The following is a 20,384-nucleotide window of genomic DNA, read 5'->3' as shown; positions in this document are numbered from 1 at the left end:
ACTTTGTTCATTGAAAACTGGATACTGAATTAATAAAGCAAAACAAACCGAGAACAACGTGTTGAATGAGTTGAAAGACGAATTCAATTACTTATTTGAATACGAAACACAATCGCTTGTGCGTAGTATTAAACCGTCGACGAAAGTCGATTTGAAGGTTAAGTGAATAAGGGCGCACGGTGGATGCCTTGGCACTAGGAGCCGATGAAGGACGGGACTAACACCGATATGCTTTGGGGAGCTGTAAGTAAGCTGTGATCCAGAGATTTCCGAATGGGGAAACCCAACATTTGTCATAGAATGTTACGTTTATATGAATACATAGTATAAACGAGGTACACGCAGAGAACTGAAACATCTAAGTACCTGCAGGAAGAGAAAGAAAATTCGATTCCCTGAGTAGCGGCGAGCGAAAAGGGAAAAGCCCAAACCAAAGAGCTTGCTCTTTGGGGTTGTAGGACTCCAATATGGTAGTTTGTTAGAATAGTCGAAGGACCTGGAAAGGTCTGTCAAAGAGGGTAAAAACCCCGTAGATGAAATTCTAACAACACCTAGGAGTATCCTGAGTACGGCGGAACACGAGGAATTCCGTCGGAATCCGGGAGGACCATCTCCCAAGGCTAAATACTACCTAGTGACCGATAGTGAACCAGTACCGTGAGGGAAAGGTGAAAAGCACCCCGGAAGGGGAGTGAAATAGAACCTGAAACCGTGTGCCTACAACAAGTCAAAGCCCGTTAATGGGTGATGGCGTGCCTTTTGTAGAATGAACCGGCGAGTTACGATTGCTTGCGAGGTTAAGTTGAAGAGACGGAGCCGTAGCGAAAGCGAGTCTGAATAGGGCGCATCAGTAAGTAGTCGTAGACCCGAAACCATGTGATCTACCCATGTCCAGGTTGAAGGTGTGGTAAAACGCACTGGAGGACCGAACCCACGTACGTTGAAAAGTGCGGGGATGAGGTGTGGGTAGCGGAGAAATTCCAATCGAACTTGGAGATAGCTGGTTCTCTCCGAAATAGCTTTAGGGCTAGCCTCAGAGTAAGAGTCGTGGAGGTAGAGCACTGTTTGGACTAGGGGCCCGTCTCGGGTTACCGAATTCAGATAAACTCCGAATGCCATCGACTTATCTCTGGGAGTCAGACTGCGAGTGATAAGATCCGTAGTCGAAAGGGAAACAGCCCAGACCACCAGCTAAGGTCCCAAAATATGTGTTAAGTGGAAAAGGATGTGGGGTTGCTTAAACAACTAGGATGTTGGCTCAGAAGCAGCCACCATTTAAAGAGTGCGTAATAGCTCACTAGTCGAGTGACCCTGCGCCGAAAATGTACCGGGGCTAAACACATTACCGAAGCTGTGGATAACACGTAAGTGTTATGGTAGGAGAGCGTTCTAAGGGCGTTGAAGGTAGATCGTAAGGACTACTGGAGCGCTTAGAAGTGAGAATGCCGGTATGAGTAGCGAAAGACGGGTGAGAATCCCGTCCACCGAATGACTAAGGTTTCCTGGGGAAGGCTCGTCCGCCCAGGGTTAGTCGGGACCTAAGCTGAGGCCGAAAGGCGTAGGCGATGGATAACAGGTTGATATTCCTGTACTTGTTGTTTTTGTTTGAACAATGGAGGGACGCAGGAGGATAAGAAAAGCAGACGACTGGAAGTGTCTGCCCAAGCAATAAGTCTGAAGAGGAGTCAAATGCTTCTTTTTAAGGATGAGTTGTGATGGGGAGGGAAATTATAGTACCGAAGTTTCTGAGTCCACACTGTCAAGAAAAGCTTCTAGTTAGAAAACAACAACCCGTACCGCAAACCGACACAGGTAGTCGAGGAGAGGATCCTAAGGTGAGCGAGAGAACTCTCGTTAAGGAACTCGGCAAAATGACCCCGTAACTTCGGGAGAAGGGGTGCTGACCGCAAGGTCAGCCGCAGTGAATAGGCCCAAGCGACTGTTTATCAAAAACACAGCTCTCTGCAAAATCGAAAGATGACGTATAGGGGGTGACGCCTGCCCGGTGCTGGAAGGTTAAGAGGAGTGCTTAGCGTAAGCGAAGGTACGAATTGAAGCCCCAGTAAACGGCGGCCGTAACTATAACGGTCCTAAGGTAGCGAAATTCCTTGTCGGGTAAGTTCCGACCCGCACGAAAGGCGTAACGATTTGGGCACTGTCTCAACGAGAGACTCGGTGAAATTTTAGTACCTGTGAAGATGCAGGTTACCCGCGACAGGACGGAAAGACCCCATGGAGCTTTACTGCAATTTGATATTGAGTGTTTGTAACACACGTACAGGATAGGTAGGAGCCAAGGAAGTCGGGACGCTAGTCTCGATGGAGGCGTTGGTGGGATACTACCCTTGTGTTATGACCACTCTAACCCGCATCACTCATCGTGGTGGGAGACAGTGTCAGATGGGCAGTTTGACTGGGGCGGTCGCCTCCTAAAGTGTAACGGAGGCGCCCAAAGGTTCCCTCAGAATGGTTGGAAATCATTCGCAGAGTGTAAAGGCACAAGGGAGCTTGACTGCGAGACCTACAAGTCGAGCAGGGACGAAAGTCGGGCTTAGTGATCCGGTGGTTCCGCATGGAAGGGCCATCGCTCAACGGATAAAAGCTACCCTGGGGATAACAGGCTTATCTCCCCCAAGAGTCCACATCGACGGGGAGGTTTGGCACCTCGATGTCGGCTCGTCGCATCCTGGGGCTGTAGTCGGTCCCAAGGGTTGGGCTGTTCGCCCATTAAAGCGGCACGCGAGCTGGGTTCAGAACGTCGTGAGACAGTTCGGTCCCTATCCGTCGCGGGCGTTGGAAATTTGAGAGGAGCTGTCCTTAGTACGAGAGGACCGGGATGGACTTACCGCTGGTGTACCAGTTGTCTTGCCAAAGGCATCGCTGGGTAGCTATGTAGGGAAGGGATAAACGCTGAAAGCATCTAAGTGTGAAGCCCACCTCAAGATAAGATTTCCCATTTCTTTAAGAAAGTAAGATCCCTGAAAGATGATCAGGTAGATAGGTCAGAAGTGGAAGTATAGTGATATATGGAGCGGACTGATACTAATCGATCGAGGACTTAACCAAAAGGTTTAGGTTTGTCAGTAAGTTAATTCAGATCCAGTTTTGAATGAAGAAAGTTCATTCAAAAAAAACACCAAGTGTGGTGGCGATAGCAAGAAGGATACACCTGTTCCCATGCCGAACACAGTAGTTAAGCTTCTTAGCGCCGATTGTAGTGAGGGGTTTCCCCTTGTGAGAGTAGGACGTCGCCACGCTGGATATTCCGGCATAGCTCAGTTGGTAGTAGCGCATGACTGTTAATCATGATGTCGTAGGTTCGAGTCCTACTGCCGGAGTCGTTGCATCAGCAAATTGCTGATGCTTTTTTATTTGCAAAAAAAAGGAGTAATTTTTATGATTTATCTAGATAATGCAGCGACAACACCAATTGATCCACAAGTTTTACAGACATATGTGAAGACTAGCCAACGCGTTTTTGGTAATCCTTCTAGTTTAAATGAATTAGGGACGGTTGCTTCGCGCCTGCTACAAGAAAGTCGTCGGCAAATTGCTGAGTTACTGATGGTTAAAGAAAATGAAATTGCCTTTACTTCTGGCGGAACTGAAGGAGACAATTGGGTCCTCAAGGGAACGGCGTTAGCTAAGCGCGATTTCGGTGGTCATATCATCATTTCAGCAGTGGAACATCCCGCAGTAAGTCAAACAGCTGCTCAATTAGCCGGATTAGGATTTATAATTGATATCGCTCCGGTGGATGCAAAAGGATTTGTTGATGTCCTTGCGCTAAAAAAATTAATTCGCGAAGATACGATTTTAGTTTCTGTGATGGCCGTCAATAACGAAATTGGTGCTATTCAACCGATTCAAGAAATTGCTGAACTTTTAATGGATTATCCAACAATTCATTTTCATGTGGATGCAGTCCAAGCAATTGGCAAAGTCCCAACGAATCTTTGGTTACCTGAACGTGTGGATTTTGCGACTTTCTCAGGTCATAAATTTCATGGACCACGGGGCATTGGATTTATTTATTGGAAAGAAGGGCGAAAATTAGCCCCTTTACTTAATGGTGGTGGGCAGGAAAATAATCAGCGGAGTGGCACTGAAAATTTGCCGGCGATTGTAGCTATGGCTAAAGCCTTGCGACTCACGATGGAAGACGGCGCTCAAAAGCAAGCTTATATGAAAAAGAATCGCGATTATTTGTATGCTAGTTTGCAAGAGTTTCCGGAAGTCACTATTTTTTCTGGAAATGGAGATGATTTTTCTCCCCATATTTTGTGTTTTGGGATTAAAGGGATTCGTGGCGAAGTGGTAGTTCATGCCTTTGAAGAAAAAGAAATTTTTCTTTCTACTACGAGTGCCTGTTCTTCAAAGAAAAATGCCGCCAGTTCCACACTACATGCCATGGGTGTCGATGATATTAAGGCGAAAACCGCGGTGCGGATTAGTTTGACAGAAACGAACACTTTAGCTGAGATGGAACAATTTTTAATTCAACTGAAATTCTTACGACAAAAATTTTCCAAAATTAATCATACAGGAGGGACACGATGAACTACACAGAAATTATGGTGCGTTACGGCGAGCTGTCCACCAAAGGGAAGAATCGCTTCACCTTTATTCAACGTTTGGCGCAAAATGTTCGTCAAGCTTTAGTTGCTTATCCAGAGGTGAAAATTTACGGTAAAAAAGATCGGATGCATTTAGTATTAAATGGTGCCGATCCAACAGGTGTCTGTCAGGGACTAACGAAAATTTTTGGGATTCAAAATTTTTCTCCTATGATTAAAGTGCCCAAAGACTTAGAAATCATCAAAGCAACTGCGCTAGAGTTAATGAAAGAAGCGTATGAGCCTGGTTTAACTTTTAAAGTCAATACAAAGCGGGCCGATCATAACTTTGAACTAGATACTAATGCTTTGAATTTATTTTTAGGAAATGCGGTTTTTGATGTCTATCCGGAAATTCAAGCACAAATGAGAAAACCAGACATTACGTTACGGGTTGAAATTCGTAAAGAAGGCGCGTATTTATCCTACTTAACTGTTAAAGGAGCTGGTGGATTGCCAGTGGGTACTAGCGGTCGCGGAATGTTGATGCTTTCTGGTGGAATTGACTCCCCTGTTGCTGGATTTTTGGCCATGAAACGGGGCGTGGAAATCGAAGCAGTCCACTTTGCATCTCCTCCTTATACGAGCGTGCAAGCATTGAAAAAAGCGCAAGACTTAACAGCTAAATTAGCGCCTTATGTAGGAACGATTCAATTTATTGAAGTGCCTTTTACGGAAATTCAAGAAGAAATTAAAAATAAAGTGCCGCAAGGTTATTTAATGACGATTACTCGCCGGTTTATGATGCGGATTACTGATGAAATTAAAAATTTACGTCATGGCTTAGTAATTATTAACGGAGAATCTTTAGGGCAAGTGGCTTCACAAACTTTACCATCGATGGTAGCCATTAATGAAGTCACCAATACGCCGATTATCCGCCCAGTAGTTACGATGGATAAAATTGAAATTATTGACCTCGCTGAAAAAATTGATACGTTCCAATTGTCAATTCAACCATTTGAAGATTGCTGCACAATCTTTGCGCCACCGCAACCAAAAACCAAACCTCAAGTTGAAAAAGTGCAATTTTATGAAAGCCGCCTTGATGTAGAAGGACTTGTCTTGCGGGCAGTGGAAAAAATAATTGTTTCCCAAATAAATGTTAACGGACTAGTCAATACGCCAGAAAACGCTAGTGCCGAAAAAGATTTATTTGACGATTTATTGTAAAACTAAAAAAATTATCAAGCTGTAGCGAAAAAGTGAAAATCTTTTTTGCGGCAGCTTTTTTTGCCGAAAGATGACTAAAATATTAGTTGCGTTTTTCACATACTAATTGCTTTTTTGAAAATCAAGTGGTAGACTTAGCTTTGTCAATGTGAAAAAAAATACAAAAGGAGGGCGCATTTTGGTTGATGAAGAACGCTTAAAGACAATACCTAAAGCAACCTCGAAACGATTACCATTATATTTGCGTTATTTAAAAATGTTAGAGGAAAATGGGGTAACGCGGATTAAGTCGCGAGAATTTAGTGAAATGACGCAAATACCGTCTGCGACGATTCGGCGAGATTTTTCACATTTAGGGGAGTTAGGTCGTAGTGGTTACGGCTATGACGTTGCCTACTTGATTGAAGTTTTTTGCGAGATTTTAAATACGAAAAATGAAAAAAAGATTGCAATTATCGGCTGTGGGAACTTAGGAAAAGCCCTTATTAATAATAATTTTGGCCGCAGTGAAAATCTCAATATTATCGCCGCCTTTGATACTAATCCGCAACTGATTGGTGAAATTGTGAATGGCGTGACCATTGAAGATATGGCGAGTTTAGCTGAAACAGTGGGGACAAGAGAAATCACTGTCGCTATTTCTACGGTCCCTAGTGTGAATGCTCAAAAAGCAATTGAAGCCATTATTCAAAGTGGGATTACCGCAATTTTAAATTTTGCTTCCGATCGAGTGAAAGTCCCTAGTCAAGTGAATATGCAATATATTGATTTAACGACGGAATTGCAGACTTTAATTTACTATGATGAAACGGTGCAAAAAAAAGAAAAAAATCTGGCGTTTGACAAGTTGAAAAAAGCTTTGTAAAATAGAGCCAACGATGAAAAAGAGGAGTAAAGAAAATTTGGGTAAAGCGACGGGTAGCTGGTGAAAGGCCCGACCGAATTCTTTGCGGGTTGCTTTGGAGTTTACCGGTGATGACCGTTACAACATTCGAGGGATAGAAGAAAATTTTTTCTATAACATAGGTGGTACCGCGCTAAAGCGTCCTAGTGAAGACTAGGGCGCTTTTTTTGTTTTTTGTAAAAGAAAGGATGAAGAAAATGGAATTAAGTAGTAAATATAATCCAAAAGAAGTAGAAAGTGGCCGTTATCAAAAGTGGCTGGCCGAAGATTTATTTAAACCAAGCGGAGATCCAGAGGCTGAGCCATATAGTATTGTGATTCCTCCGCCTAATGTGACTGGGAATTTACATTTAGGTCATGCCTGGGACGTGACGCTACAAGATGTAATTATTCGTCAAAAAAGAATGCAAGGCTATGATACTTTGTGGTTACCGGGAATGGATCACGCAGGGATTGCTACCCAAGCTAAAGTAGAAGCCAAATTAGCCGAACAAGGGATTTCTCGTTATGATTTAGGACGGGAAAAACTGGTGGAAAAAATTTGGGAATGGAAAGAAGAATACGCTGGCCATTTTAGAGAAGAGTGGGCAAAACTCGGCTTATCGTTAGATTATTCTCGGGAACGATTTACTTTAGATGACGGTTTATCTGAAGCGGTTCGGACAGTTTTTGTAAAATTATACGAGAAAAAAATGATTTATCGTGGAGAATATATTATTAACTGGGATCCTAAAGCCCAAACAGCACTTTCTGATATTGAAGTTATTCATAAAGATGTCCAAGGTGCCTTTTATCATTTGAAATATCCTTTAGCAGACGGTTCTGGATTTTTAGAAGTAGCTACCACTAGACCGGAAACCATGCTAGGAGATACTGCTTTAGCGGTGAATCCTGATGATGTTCGCTACCAAGAATACATCGGAAAAAATGTCATCTTGCCTTTAGTTGATAAAGAAATTCCCGTTATTGCCGATAAGCATGCGGAAATGGAATTTGGAACTGGTGTGGTAAAAATTACGCCAGCTCATGATCCTAATGACTTTGAAGTCGGGAATCGTCACAATTTGCCACGGGTTAATGTTATGAATAACGATGGCACCATGAATGAATTGGCTGGAAAATATGCTGGACTTGATCGCTTTGAAGCCCGCAAACAAATTGTTGAAGACTTAAAAGCCTCGGGCGTGCTAATTCGGATTGAAGAAATTACCCATTCAGTCGGACATTCTGAACGAACGGGTGTGATGGTGGAACCTCGCCTTTCTACTCAGTGGTTTGTTAAAATGGCGCCGCTCGCTGAATTAGCGATAAAAAATCAAGACACCGATGATGCCGTTGATTTTTATCCAGAACGATTTAATAAGACCTTTTTAACTTGGATGGAAAATGTCCACGATTGGGTTATTTCTCGTCAATTATGGTGGGGACATCAAATTCCAGCTTGGTATCATAAGGAAACTGGCGAAATGTATGTCGGGATGCAAGCGCCTGAAGACAGCGAAAATTGGGAACAAGATCCAGATGTGTTAGATACTTGGTTTTCTTCTGCATTATGGCCATTTTCGACGATGGGTTGGCCGGATACCGAAGCACCTGACTACAAACGTTATTTCCCTAATAGCACTTTAGTTACTGGTTGGGATATTATTTTCTTTTGGGTCAGTCGGATGATTTTCCAAAGTTTAGAATTCACGGGTGTGGCACCATTTAAAAATGTCTTACTCCATGGTCTGATTCGCGATGAACAAGGCCGGAAAATGAGTAAGTCTTTAGATAATGGGATTGAACCTAGTGAAGTGATTGAAAAATACGGCGCGGATGCTTTACGTTGGTTCTTAACGACGGGCTCTGCTCCTGGTCAAGATGTTCGTTTTTCTTATGAAAAAATGGATGCCGCTTGGAACTTTATTAATAAAATTTGGAATGCTAGTCGTTTTGTCTTGATGAATGTGGAAGGAATGACTGTTTCTGATGTTGATTTAACGGGGGAGAAAACCGTTGTTGATCGCTGGATTTTGACTCGCCTAAATGAAACGATTGAAAAAGTGACCACTTTATCGGACAAATTTGAATTTTCCGAAGTAGGTCGCGTCTTGTATAACTTTATTTGGGATGATTTTTGTGATTGGTATATTGAAATGAGTAAAGAAGTGTTGTATGGCGAAGATGAAACGCAAAAACAAACTACTCGTTCGGTCTTAATTCATGTCCTAGATCAAATTTTGCGTTTGGCTCATCCTATGATGCCTTTTGTTACTGAACAAATTTGGCAAGAAATTCCTCATGAAGGTGAATCCATTATGGTGGCCAAATATCCAGTAGTCCAACCAGAATTTAACGATCAAGCCGCCGCTGACGGCATGGAAGTCTTAGTCGACTTGATTCGCGCCGTGCGAAATATTCGTGCGGAAGTGAACACGCCATTGTCAAAACAAATTACCCTCTTGTTAAAACCGGCCACGGATCAAATAGAAGAATTTCTAAAAGCCAACACCCATTACATTACCCGATTTACTAATCCAGAGCACTTGGAAATCAATCAACAATTGACAGCGCCAGATCTTGCTATGTCGGCGGTGATTAATGGTTGTGAAATTTATTTACCATTAGCTGATTTAATTAATGTACCAGAAGAAATTGAGCGCCTTAAAAAAGAAGCTGCAAAATGGCAAAAAGAAGTTGCCCGGGTCAATGGTAAATTAAGCAACGAAAAATTTGTTAAAAATGCCCCTGATGCCGTAGTAAATGAAGAAAAACAAAAAGGCGTAGAATACGAAATCAAACTAAAAGCAGTTGAAGAACGAATTGTCACTTTGCAACAACTTTAAAAGAATATTTTAATTAGAAAAGGCTACCAATATCCTATTGAGTAGCCTTTTTTTTGAAAATTTTAATCTTGCTTTCAAAAATCTTGTCAAACTGTTTTTCAACTGTTAAACTAGTTTTTACTGCTTTTTAAGTTAGTAAATACATAAAAGATCATTATATGAGGAGGATTTTCTTGGGATTATTATATGCCATTATCCCCATTTTTGCGTGGGGTTCCATTGGATTAGTTAGCGGTAAAATTGGCGGCGATGCCAACCAACAAACACTAGGCATGACTTTAGGTGCTTTAGTTTTTGCGATTGTAGCAACGATTATTTTACAACCAGTGATTGATCTAAAAACGATTCTTGTCGGTCTAGGTGCGGGATTTTTGTGGTCATTAGGTCAAGTTGGACAATTTCACGGGATGAAAGCGATGGGGGTGGCCTCTGCCTTGCCGCTATCTACTGGGATGCAGCTGATTGTAACGACTTTAATTGGTGTATTTGCTTTTGGCGAATGGCAAACGAGTCGTGATTTTATTTTTGGCTTATTGGCTCTAGCTTGTTTAATCGTCGGTTCAGCTTTAACTTCTAGAAGAGACCCCAATGCACCAGAAACTGGCGAGCTGCATAATTATGGTCGCGGGATTCGCGCGCTAATTATTTCAACAGTAGGTTATGCTAGTTACAATGCGATTATTAATTATTTTGGCGTCGGCGCCCAAGCGGTTATCTTGCCTCAAGCAGTGGGAATGGTGATTGGCGCTTTAGTCTTTGCCGGCGGAAAAGTTAAATTTGAAAAAGTTGTCTTAAAAAATATGGCCTCTGGACTTTTATGGGGTACCGGGAATATCTTTATGTTGAGTGCCATGAAACTCATTGGCCTAGCCGTAAGTTTCTCCTTATCACAAACGGGAATTATTATTTCCACACTTGGCGGGATTTACATTTTAGGAGAGAAAAAGACAAAACTTGAAATGCGCTACATTATTTCCGGTTGCCTGTTGGTGATTGTCGGTGGTATGCTATTAGGGTACCTGAAATCAGGTGCCTAATTCAAAATAGGGAGGCCTGAGATGTCAGTTTTTCGTAAAAAATCAATGCTCGCTGAAGATCCATCAAAAACCATGTTAAAACGAGATTTAAATGCCCTTGATCTTATTTTTTTGGGATTAGGAGCGATTGTGGGGACCGGTATTTTTGTTGTTACCGGAACGGCGGCTGCTAATTTAGCTGGGCCAGCCCTTATTTTATCTTTTGTACTAGCGGCTTTTTGTGTGATTTTATCAGGACTTGTTTATGCGGAGTTTGCCTCCCGTGTGCCGATTTTAGGTGGACCGTATGCTTATATGTATGCTATTTTTGGCGAAATTATTGGCTGGATGACTGGTTGGATTGTGATATGTGAATTTTTCTTAGCCATTTCTTCAGTGGCGTCAGGTTGGTCAGGTTATGTCCATGGTTTTTTAAATGCAGTGGGTATTTATTTACCAAAAGCCGTTAGTGGGGCTTTTCATCCTGAAGATGGGACTTATCTAGATGTGATTGCTATGGCAGTAATTGTTTTTGTAACTTGGCTAGTCTCTTTAGAGGCCAAAAAAGCTTTGCGCTTAAATAATTTAATGCTGTTTGTAAAATTTGGTTTGATTTTCTTATTCGTTATTTTAGGAGCCTTTTATGTGAAACCTGGTAACTGGGAGCCATTTAATCCCTTTGGCACCACTGGTATCATTGGTGGGGCGGCGATGGTCTACTTTGCCTTTCTCGGGTTTGATGCTGTGGCTATGGCCGCAGAAGAAGTGAAAGATCCGCAAAAAAATGTGCCAAGAGGGATTATTGGATCGATTGTCATTTCAACCATTTTATATATTATTGTTACGTTAGTGTTGACAGGAATGGTGCCATATACGCATTTAGATGTCAAAGATCCGGTGGCATTTGCCATGCGCTTTGTAGATCACAATGTGGTGGCCGCTGTAATTTCAGTCGGAGCGATTATTACTTTGCTGACGGTGTGTATTTCCATGACGTATTCTTTAGCGCGGATGCTTTATGCCATTAGTAAAGATGGCTTGTTACCTAAGTTTTTTAACAAAGTCGATAAAAAAAATCATACGCCAAAAAATGCGACAATTTTTGTCGGAGCATTAGCACTGATTTTTGCTGGTATTTTACCATTAGAAATGTTAGCGGAACTGACCAATTTGTCCGCGTTGATGTATTTTGTTATTTTAGCGGTGGGCTTACTGAAGTTACGCCATGATTACGGCAAACCGGCCAAACATGAATTCCGGGTGCCTTTCGTACCTTTAGTGCCGATTTTTACAATTGGCGTTTGTGGACTTTTGATGTTCCAATTATCTGGTCTAACTTGGTTGTTGTTTGGCATTTGGTGCGTGATTGGCCTAGCAGTCTATTTATTTTACGGCTATAGTCACAGTAAATTAAAGGAAAAATGATTTAAGAAGTGTTGAACCTTATCTTGGGTTCAGCGCTTTTTTTTAAAATAAGCTGCTAGAGAAAATGATTTTAGTTCAATAAATTATTTTGTTGTAATCGTATTCTCTTATGGAAATTTACGGTATAATATCTTTGGAGGTGCCATATGAAAATTACAGAAGAAAAAAAAAATGGTTTCATTTATTTAACTTTGAACAATGATGACGGAGCACAAGTGACGGTGGTTAATTACGGCGCGCGGATGATTAGTTTCAAAGTGCCAGTCAATGGCCAGCTGCAAGAAGTTGCCGTCAGCGGAACGACAGCTAATGACTTTAAAGATGCATCCAAATATTTTGGTGCAACAATTGGACCTGTGGCCGGGCGAATAACTAAAGGTCAATTTACTATTGATGGTAAAAATTTCCAAGCGGACCAAAATGAAAAAGGCAATACTTTGCATGGTGGGGCGAACTCTTTTGAAAGTAAAATTTTTGTTAGCCGAGTTTTTGAAGAGGAAGATTCTTGTGCGGTGGAATTTTCTCATAAGAGAGTCGACGGGGAAAATGGTTTCCCAGGGAATTTGGAAGTTGCCGTGACTTATCGCTTGTTTAATGAAAATAAGTTGACGATTTCTTATGAAGGGCAAACAGATCAAGCCACGCCATTTAATCCGACGAATCATAGTTATTTTAATTTGACAGGACATGGTTTAGATATTAGTCAACATACGCTAAAAATTAATGCCGATCGCTTTGGCGAGTTACAAGAAAATTCATTGCCAACCGGTGTTTTAGCTCAAGTAGAAGGACGACCTTTTGATCTTAGAGCAGGTAAAAAATTAGCGGAAGTTTTTGCTAGTGACGACGCTCAGATTGTTATGAAAGAAGGAGTCGACCATCCGTTTAAGTTTAACGGGCAAGAACATGTGATTGAACTGATTGCTCCTGACGAGTCTTTACGATTAAAAATCACTACCGATCGTGATGCAGTGGTGATTTTCACAAGTAATTTTGCGGAAGTACCACATTTTGATGAAGTACCTCTAGCTTTCCATGGTGCAGTGGCGATTGAACCACAGAGTTTACCAGATGCCATGAGTCACGAAGGTTTTGGCGAAATCGTCTTACAACCTGGTGAAATTTTCCAATCAAAAACGACTTATCAAGTTCTGTAAAATAAAAAGAAGCATCTGCTGAATTTCAGCAGATGCTTCTTTTTTTACACGTGTGTGGTATTGCCTTCGTCGCTGCTTGGAACAGGAAACGGCCATGGAAAATCGATCATTTTATCACCTCCTTTAAATTAATTATTTCATGATGAAAAAGGGATGAAGGAGAAAATGGATGAAAATTAATTAAAATACTAGAAATATTTATTGTTTCTTATGAGAATTACCGAATTTGTTTTAAGATCTTTTTCTTTTATTATAACGATTTATTAAGGAAGATAAAAGTTTAAAATAATTAAAGTTAGCTAATAGAATCAATGTTTTTTTTTGTTTTAAAGTTATTTAATGCAGATAATATAAAAAGTTTTTATAATTATTGATTTTAATGAAAAAATTTACTGAAAATTTTAAAAAGCTTTTGTTTAAGAGTTTCAAAGTGCTATTCTACTGATATAGTATTTGGAAAAATGAAAATATAATAAAAAAATGATAAAACATTCTGCGGTTTGAACGAATAAAAATGTCTAAAGCGGGTCTAATATTAGGTGTTTGGTTAGCTTGTCTTATCTGCATGATTGGCGTAATCGTACAACGGCGACGAAAAATTTAAGATTGAGCTTCCATAGAACGTTTGCAGCTAAGAGGTGTTTGTGTTATAATCCGACTAATTTAGACAATTATAAATTTCAGAAAATTCAGTTTGGAGGGGATATTATGTTAGAAGTGAAGCAATTGAGTTTTGCGTTTGGGAAACACCAAATTTTAGATGAAGTGAGTTTTACGGTAGGTGATGGGCAAATTATTGGTTTGGTGGCTCCTAATGGGACGGGGAAAACGACTTTGTTAAGCCTCCTATGCGGACTTTTGCCAAGCGGGAAAGCCGAGATTAATTTAAATGGAGAAAACTTGAAAAAAAATAGGGTTAAATTTTTGGAGCAAATCTTTTTTCTAGAAAGTTCAAATCATCTTTATTATGATTTAAATGTGTTGGATCATTTGAAATATGTTGAAAAAATGTGGCACTCTAAAGTGAATATCGAAGAAACTCTAGCGGAATTGGAAATGACCGATTACAAAAAAAAGAAAATTAAACACTTGTCATTAGGGATGAAGCAACATGTTTTGCTGGCGATGTACTTAGTGAGTGATGCGAAAATGCTTTTAATTGATGAACCGTTAAACGGACTTGATCCTACCAGTATTCAGCAATTTGAGAAAATTTTCAGAGATTTAAAATCGCAAGGAAAATCATTACTCGTATCCTCTCACCAAATGGACTCGGTGGGGCGGATTTCTGATACAGTGTTCTTTTTACGGGACCAAAAGATTCAAGTGGAAGAAAACGCCGGCCAAGATATGATGCATGAATATACTTCCATGTTTTTAGACGCGGAGGACCGCCATGATTGAACAATTTCGCCTTGATTTTAAAAGAAATTTTTTGACCAGTTTTAATGTTGTAATTTTACTGGCTTTTGCTTTGGTTTTGTTATCGGGTTTTTTAAATGATTTAAATAGCGATGTGGCCATCAATCAATCGACTACTTTTACGGCCATTAAAAGTGCGTCGGCCACTATTCAAGAGCGGATAAAAGGACTTAACGAAAATCCTGAAGAAAACGCCGAAATGCTTACGGCAGAAAAAGCTCGCCTGAAATATGTCCAAGATATGATTTTACTAACAGCGGGTCCTTTTGACGCGCAAGAATTAAATCAGCTCTATTTAAATTATGCGAAATATAATTTGCAAGAAATTCAAGCTGGACGTGGAGAATCGGTTGTCTTATTACCATTTCCGGATAAAGAATTAAACGTGACGGAAACAGAGCTTAAAAAAGATATCGCTTTGTATGAATATCTTATCGCTCACCAGATGGCAGAAGTTCCTTCGTATTTTATTAAAGTGCCGGCTATTCATTATTTAACCAACACGTTGTTATATCGCGTGCCGATTTTTATTCTTTTGCTTTTTTTTTGCATTCAATTGGCGCAACTTTTTACAATTGATAAGCATAACGGCACTAGCCAACTACTAAACGACGCCCCGACAAAAAAAATCAAACTACTCACCAGTAAAATTTTCACTTTTTTTGCTTTGACGCTGCCATTATTTTTTATCGCGCTAGGCATTGTCTTTTTATTAAATGTTTCTTTGTATGGATTGGGGCAATTAGATTATCCGCTAATTGTTTCTACTGGAGCGGAGTCTTTTCAAATCTTAACAATGGCCAACTTTTTGCTCTTATATTTACTTTTATTACTCGTTATTTTAATTTTTTTGGCGACATTGAGTGCTTTTTCCAGTTTATTTTCAGGAAATTTTGGAGTGAATTTATTTGTTTTAGTGGTGCCAATTTTGCTGATGCAATCGGGTATTTTAGCCAGCGGATTTTTAAGGAAGATTGCCAAATTTCTACCAAGTAGCTATTTAGAAGTGGGGAAATTTCTTATTAGGACCACCCCATGGCCGGTGGGAAGTTTAACAACCGGGCTGAGCGTCTTATTATTATCGGCGGCTTTGTGCTACGTCTTGAGCGCTTTAGTTTTACAAAAAAGACAAGCTCTTTAAAAAAAACACTAGCCACTAAAATGGGGCGTCCGGCGCTTATTTTTAGTGGCTAGTGTTTTTTTGGTAAAAGCAAAGCAACAATTAATTAAAGGACAATGGCAGTCGTTGAAAGTTCCCGTTTTATTTCAAGGCTTTCTGCTGGTTTTTATGGTAAAATGGAACTGTTGGCAACATAAGTCAAAAATATAAAAAAAATTTACGAGGTGAAAAGTTTGACCAATTTAAAAATTATTCCACTAGGAGGCGTCCGTGAAAACGGCAAAAATATTTACGCCGTTGAAGTGGGAGAAGAGATTTTTGTGCTAGATTGTGGGTTACGCTACCCTGAAGACGAACTGTTAGGGATTGATGTTGTGATTCCTGATTTTACTTATTTACAAGAAAATGCTGAAAAAGTGGCTGGCGTTTTCTTAACGCACGGCCATGCAGATGCTATTGGGGCGCTGCCTTATTTTCTAGAAACGATGCCTGTGCCCGTCTTTGGATCCCAATTGACGATCGAACTGGCAAAACTGAATGTCAAGAGTTATGAAGCGACCAAGAAATTTAAAGAATTCCACGTAGTCGATGCGCAAACTGAAATTGATTTTCCTGATGCAACAGTCAGCTTTTTCAAAACGACCCACACCATTCCCGATTCATTAGGTATTGTCGTGAAAACTTCAGAAGGATCTGTCGTTTATACCGGAGATTTCAAATTCGATCAAAGCGCTGAAGAAGATTACCAAACCGACTTTGCTCGTTTAGCTAAAATCGGCAGCGAAGGCGTCTTAGCTTTACTTTCTGATTCTTCAAATGCTGAAAATCCGCTGCAAGTTGCCAGTGAACAACAAATCGCCGAAGAAGTCTTAGATACGATTCGTTATCATGAAAATCGAATTATTGTAGCCAGTGTCGCTTCTAACTTGAAACGAATTCAACAAGTTTTCAATGCTGCGGCAGCGTCGAATCGCAAAGTAGTTTTAACTGGTCATGATTTGGAACGGATTGTAAAAACAGCTTTAAGTTTAGAAAAATTACAAATGCCAGCCGATGATTTATTAATTCCAATTAAAGATATTCGTAACTATCCTGACAATGAATTGTTGATTTTAGAAACTGGTCGGATGGGTGAACCAATTAAGTCGTTGCAAAAAATGGCCAACAATCAACATCGCTCGATTCATATTAAAGAAAATGATTTAGTCTATATTACAACCACGCCAACCACGGCGATGGAAACAACCGTTGCTAAAACAGAGGATATGATTTATCGCGCTGGGGCGGAAGTAAAAACAATTACTGATAACTTGCGGGTGTCCGGTCACGGTAATCCAACAGATTTGCAATTGATGATGAATTTATTGAAACCTGAATACTTTATTCCAATTCAAGGAGAATATCGTCAGTTAGCGGCTCATGCGGATTTGGCCAATAAAGTGGGGATTCCGTACCGCAATATTTTCCTAACGACTAAAGGCGATGTCTTAAGTTATGAAAAAGGACGCTTATTGCTAACGAGTTCGGTGCCAGCGGATAACGTGATGATTGACGGAATTGGTGTCGGTGATATTGGGAATATCGTTTTGCGGGATCGTAAAGTATTATCTGAAGATGGGATTTTTGTGGCCGTTTTAACGATTAATCGTCGGGAAAAACGAATTGTTGCCAAACCACAAATTACTTCCCGCGGTTTTGTTTATGTGAAAGAAAATAATGATTTAATAGAAGAAACAATTAAAATTGTAACTGACATTACGGAAAAAAATCTCCGCTATCCTGAATTTGAGTGGAGCCGTTTGAAACAAGAAATTCGCGATTCATTAGGTCGCTATTTGTTCGATCAAACCCGCCGCAAACCGGTGATTTTGCCAGTAATTATGGAATCTTCTAGCAAGAAACGTAATTTTTAAGAAATTTAAAAATAGAAAAAGCGATCGCACAATTGGCGGTCGCTTTTTTGACTGGAGGAATATTAATGCTATATATTAGTTTATTGCGAGGACTGAATGTCGGTGGTCATGGGAAATTGGCTATGGCGGATTTAAAAAAAATGTATGAAGCACTGGGCTTTCAACAAGTGACAACGATTGGTAATACCGGCGTCGTTTTATTTTTTGGAGAGAAGGTTGATGATCAAAAAATTGGCGAAGCGCTGCGTCAAGATGTTGATTTTCCAGTTTATTTAGTAAGTTTTTCTTGGGAAATTTGGCAGGAGATGATGCTTGCTCGTCCGAACTGGTTTAACGCGCAAAAAACTTGGCGTCATAATGCTTTATTTATGTTGGAAAACGGTCGGGTAGAGGATTTTTTGGAATTAATAGAACAAGCCCAAATCCCATTAGAACAAATAATGGTTCAAGCGCCAGTGATTTTCTGGTCGACGGATTTCAGTGATTTAAAGAAATATCGTCAGAGTGCCTACCAGAAACTTTTAAAACATTCCGGATACAAAAAAATAACGATTCGTAATGGCAATACTTTAGCGAAAATATCGGACGTTGGGGCCAAAATGATGGCTGATCATCAAAATTTAAGTTAGAAAATAGAAAATGAGGAAGCAGATATCATCTTCTTCCTCATTTTTTTTATTTTAATTTTGTTTTTCGCAATGAAACAATCGTTGCAAAGCTAATTGCTAAAATCACAGTTAGTAAGACGCCGGCAAAAGAGGCACCCACTTGCGTTCCGTGAGCGAAATTTGGTTCCGAATTTTGAAATAACGTGATGATCGCTGCCACAATGGCTGTTGCCAGACCACCGGTAAATTGCTGCAAAGTGTTGAAAAGAGCGTTACCATCGTTGTGGAGTTGTTCCGGCAATTGATTCATGGCAGCCGTAATGAAGTTGCTATAAGAAAATCCTAGACCCATTTGAAAAAGAACGTGGCCCACAATTAGCCAAGGAATACTTGGTTTAAACCAAAGAAAAACAGTTAGTAAGAAAAATCCGATTAAGGCCAGCAAGGTGCCGGCTAAAAGTGGTTTTTTCGGCCCAACACTATCAAGCACTTTTCCGGAAATTGGCGCCAGAACGGCCCCAATCATTGCTCCAGGAAACATAGCTAGACCAGCCACCGCAGAATTTTGCCCGTGCACAATTTGAATATAGTTAGGTAAAATAAAAGAAATTCCTAATAGTAAAAATTGATAAACTAAAAAGCTAAAAAGTAATTTAGTAAAAACATGATGGGAAAAAAGTTGAAAATTTAATAGAGGATGACTCGTTTTTTTATTTCGATTATAAAATAATCCCGCAGATAATAAACCGACTGCCAGCAAAATCCAACCTAGAAGGGTACCAAGTTGGCTGAAGAAGGCTAGAATTCCGATGAAGGTCAGGGCTAGAAAGATAAAATTCAGCAGATCGATTTTTTCAGTAATCTTTTGTTTAACGTGGACAATATTTAGTAATCCCAGCACTAACGACAACAAAAGCAGCGGAATTAAGAATAAATAAATTTCGTGCCATGATAAATGAGTGGTGATAAATCCACCGTAAGTCGGCCCGATTGCTGGCGCGATTGCAGTCGTTAAAGTTCCAATGCCCATCATCAATCCCCGCTGGGCTAATGGTGCCTCACTTAAAATAATATGAAACATTAACGGCAGGGCAATACCGGTGGCAATCCCTTGTAAGACTCGCCCGAAAAGTAAAATGAAAAAGTCCGGTGACCAAAAATTTAAAACTACACCAGTTAGAAATAACAAGTTGGCCAGTAAAAATAATTGTTTGACGCTGAAATTTTTAATTAGCACCCCCGAAACGGGCACAGTAATGGCAATCATCAGCAAATAAATTGTCGTCACCCACTGAACATCGCTCATGGAAAGTGAAAACTCGCTCATTAAATTGGTGAAAGTGACGTTCATGGCAGTTTCAATTAAGACACCGGAAAAAGCCATAATCCCAGTGGCAATCACTGCTAGTAAAACATTTTTTGTTTGTCGCATAAAATCTCCTTGTATTTTTAAAAATTTCCGCAAAAATAGACGGTCCTTTCCTAAAAAAGGAACCGCCTCTTAGCTCGACACGCAATGTGCATCTGTACGAATTCTAATTAATTTTACCGAAATTTTGCCGAATTAGCAAGTCTTTGGGTCAAAATTTTAAATCAGTGCTTGTTTTTTAATTTGTTCAAAGGCATGATCGCCGTCATTTAGTTTATCCCAAATGATAACTTTTTGGGCAGCCAGCGTTTTTTGAACATCGATGATTCGTTGATTACTGGAACCGCGAAATTGCAGCAAAAGATTTTTTTTAGATAGCTCAAAACGACCATCTACTAAAATATCAATTTCATGAAGTAGTTCTAATTTATCGGGAGACTCCAGCAAAAGTTCTTCATAAGTGAAGCCGGTCCAGGACCAAATATCTTTAGTATGACCAAATTTTTCTCGGATGGCTTTGACAACTGTCAGGCAGACTTCCGTATTTAAAAATGGTTCGCCACCAAGCAAAGTCAGACCTTGAACATAATCGTGATCCAAATCGGTAAGAATTTGGGCCAGCAATTCTTCGGTAAAAGGGGTGCCATAATTAAAATTTTGGACCGCTTGATTAAAACAACCTTCGCAGGCAAATAAACAGCCAGAGACATAAAGGGAATTGCGGACGCCCTCGCCATCGACAAAGTTAAACGCCTTGTAGTCGGCGATTTTTTTTTTGCTAAGTTTTTGAGAATCCCATTCTTGAGGTTTCGGATTACGCATGGTTCCTCCTT

The 20,384-nt window shown here is 40.2% G+C and carries 13 protein-coding genes, 1 tRNA gene and 2 rRNA genes; 14 read left to right on the top strand and 2 right to left on the bottom strand.

The window, feature by feature from the left end; all coding sequences use genetic code 11:
• The first annotated feature begins 156 nt into the window (after positions 1 to 156).
• The 14 genes from BQ5341_RS10225 (at position 157) to BQ5341_RS10160 (ending at position 18,203) form a co-directional block, all read left to right on the top strand.
• A 23S ribosomal RNA gene (locus BQ5341_RS10225) occupies positions 157 to 3,066 on the top strand.
• 75 nt (positions 3,067 to 3,141) lie between these two features.
• Positions 3,142 to 3,257 (top strand): 5S ribosomal RNA (gene rrf, locus BQ5341_RS10220).
• A 7-nt stretch (positions 3,258 to 3,264) separates the two neighbouring features.
• Positions 3,265 to 3,338: transfer RNA gene (locus tag BQ5341_RS10215), tRNA-Asn, on the top strand.
• Positions 3,339 to 3,396: 58 nt separating this feature from the next.
• A complete protein-coding gene (locus tag BQ5341_RS10210; protein ID WP_071131870.1) occupies positions 3,397 to 4,560 on the top strand; it encodes a cysteine desulfurase family protein in 1,164 nt (387 codons plus the stop codon).
• Positions 4,557 to 5,789, top strand: coding sequence for a tRNA uracil 4-sulfurtransferase ThiI (gene thiI, locus BQ5341_RS10205; RefSeq protein WP_071131869.1), 1,233 nt, complete (start codon positions 4,557 to 4,559; stop codon positions 5,787 to 5,789). Before BQ5341_RS10210 ends, thiI begins: the two co-directional genes overlap by 4 nt.
• Before the next feature lie 178 nt (positions 5,790 to 5,967).
• A complete protein-coding gene (locus tag BQ5341_RS10200; protein ID WP_071131868.1) occupies positions 5,968 to 6,654 on the top strand; it encodes a redox-sensing transcriptional repressor Rex in 687 nt (228 codons plus the stop codon).
• Positions 6,655 to 6,881: 227 nt separating this feature from the next.
• On the top strand, positions 6,882 to 9,521 hold the full coding sequence (locus BQ5341_RS10195; protein ID WP_071131950.1) for a valine--tRNA ligase: 2,640 nt from the start codon (positions 6,882 to 6,884) through the stop codon (positions 9,519 to 9,521).
• 173 nt (positions 9,522 to 9,694) lie between these two features.
• A complete protein-coding gene (locus tag BQ5341_RS10190) occupies positions 9,695 to 10,558 on the top strand; it encodes a GRP family sugar transporter (protein WP_071131867.1) in 864 nt (287 codons plus the stop codon).
• Positions 10,559 to 10,579: 21 nt separating this feature from the next.
• Positions 10,580 to 11,962: an amino acid permease gene (locus BQ5341_RS10185; protein WP_071131866.1), complete on the top strand. Its 1,383-nt coding sequence runs from the start codon at positions 10,580 to 10,582 to the stop codon at positions 11,960 to 11,962.
• A 146-nt stretch (positions 11,963 to 12,108) separates the two neighbouring features.
• On the top strand, positions 12,109 to 13,119 hold the full coding sequence (locus BQ5341_RS10180; protein ID WP_071131865.1) for an aldose epimerase family protein: 1,011 nt from the start codon (positions 12,109 to 12,111) through the stop codon (positions 13,117 to 13,119).
• A gap of 708 nt (positions 13,120 to 13,827) precedes the next feature.
• Positions 13,828 to 14,523 (top strand): ABC transporter ATP-binding protein, encoded by a 696-nt coding sequence (locus BQ5341_RS10175; protein WP_071131864.1) that lies wholly within the window; start codon positions 13,828 to 13,830, stop codon positions 14,521 to 14,523.
• Complete coding sequence (locus BQ5341_RS10170) at positions 14,516 to 15,682, top strand: ABC transporter permease (RefSeq protein ID WP_071131863.1); 1,167 nt, start codon at positions 14,516 to 14,518, stop codon at positions 15,680 to 15,682. Before BQ5341_RS10175 ends, BQ5341_RS10170 begins: the two co-directional genes overlap by 8 nt.
• A gap of 212 nt (positions 15,683 to 15,894) precedes the next feature.
• The gene (locus BQ5341_RS10165) at positions 15,895 to 17,574 is read left to right on the top strand and encodes a ribonuclease J (protein WP_071131862.1); all 1,680 of its coding nucleotides are present in this window, start codon (positions 15,895 to 15,897) and stop codon (positions 17,572 to 17,574) included.
• Between the two features lie 65 nt (positions 17,575 to 17,639).
• On the top strand, positions 17,640 to 18,203 hold the full coding sequence (locus BQ5341_RS10160; RefSeq protein ID WP_071131861.1) for a DUF1697 domain-containing protein: 564 nt from the start codon (positions 17,640 to 17,642) through the stop codon (positions 18,201 to 18,203).
• A 46-nt stretch (positions 18,204 to 18,249) separates the two neighbouring features.
• Here the strand turns inward: BQ5341_RS10160 and BQ5341_RS10155 are convergent, their stop codons facing one another.
• Both BQ5341_RS10155 and nrdG read right to left on the bottom strand, forming a co-directional pair.
• On the bottom strand, positions 18,250 to 19,614 hold the full coding sequence (locus tag BQ5341_RS10155) for an MFS transporter (RefSeq protein WP_071131860.1): 1,365 nt from the start codon (positions 19,612 to 19,614) through the stop codon (positions 18,250 to 18,252).
• Positions 19,615 to 19,770: 156 nt separating this feature from the next.
• The gene (gene nrdG, locus BQ5341_RS10150) at positions 19,771 to 20,373 is read right to left on the bottom strand and encodes an anaerobic ribonucleoside-triphosphate reductase activating protein (RefSeq protein WP_071131859.1); all 603 of its coding nucleotides are present in this window, start codon (positions 20,371 to 20,373) and stop codon (positions 19,771 to 19,773) included.
• Positions 20,374 to 20,384 lie beyond the last annotated feature (11 nt).

Origin of the sequence: Enterococcus timonensis, from assembly GCF_900104595.1 — a bacterium.
Classification (GTDB): Bacteria; Bacillota; Bacilli; order Lactobacillales; family Enterococcaceae; genus Enterococcus_J; species Enterococcus_J timonensis.
This window is presented reverse-complemented; position numbering and strand designations above follow the sequence as displayed.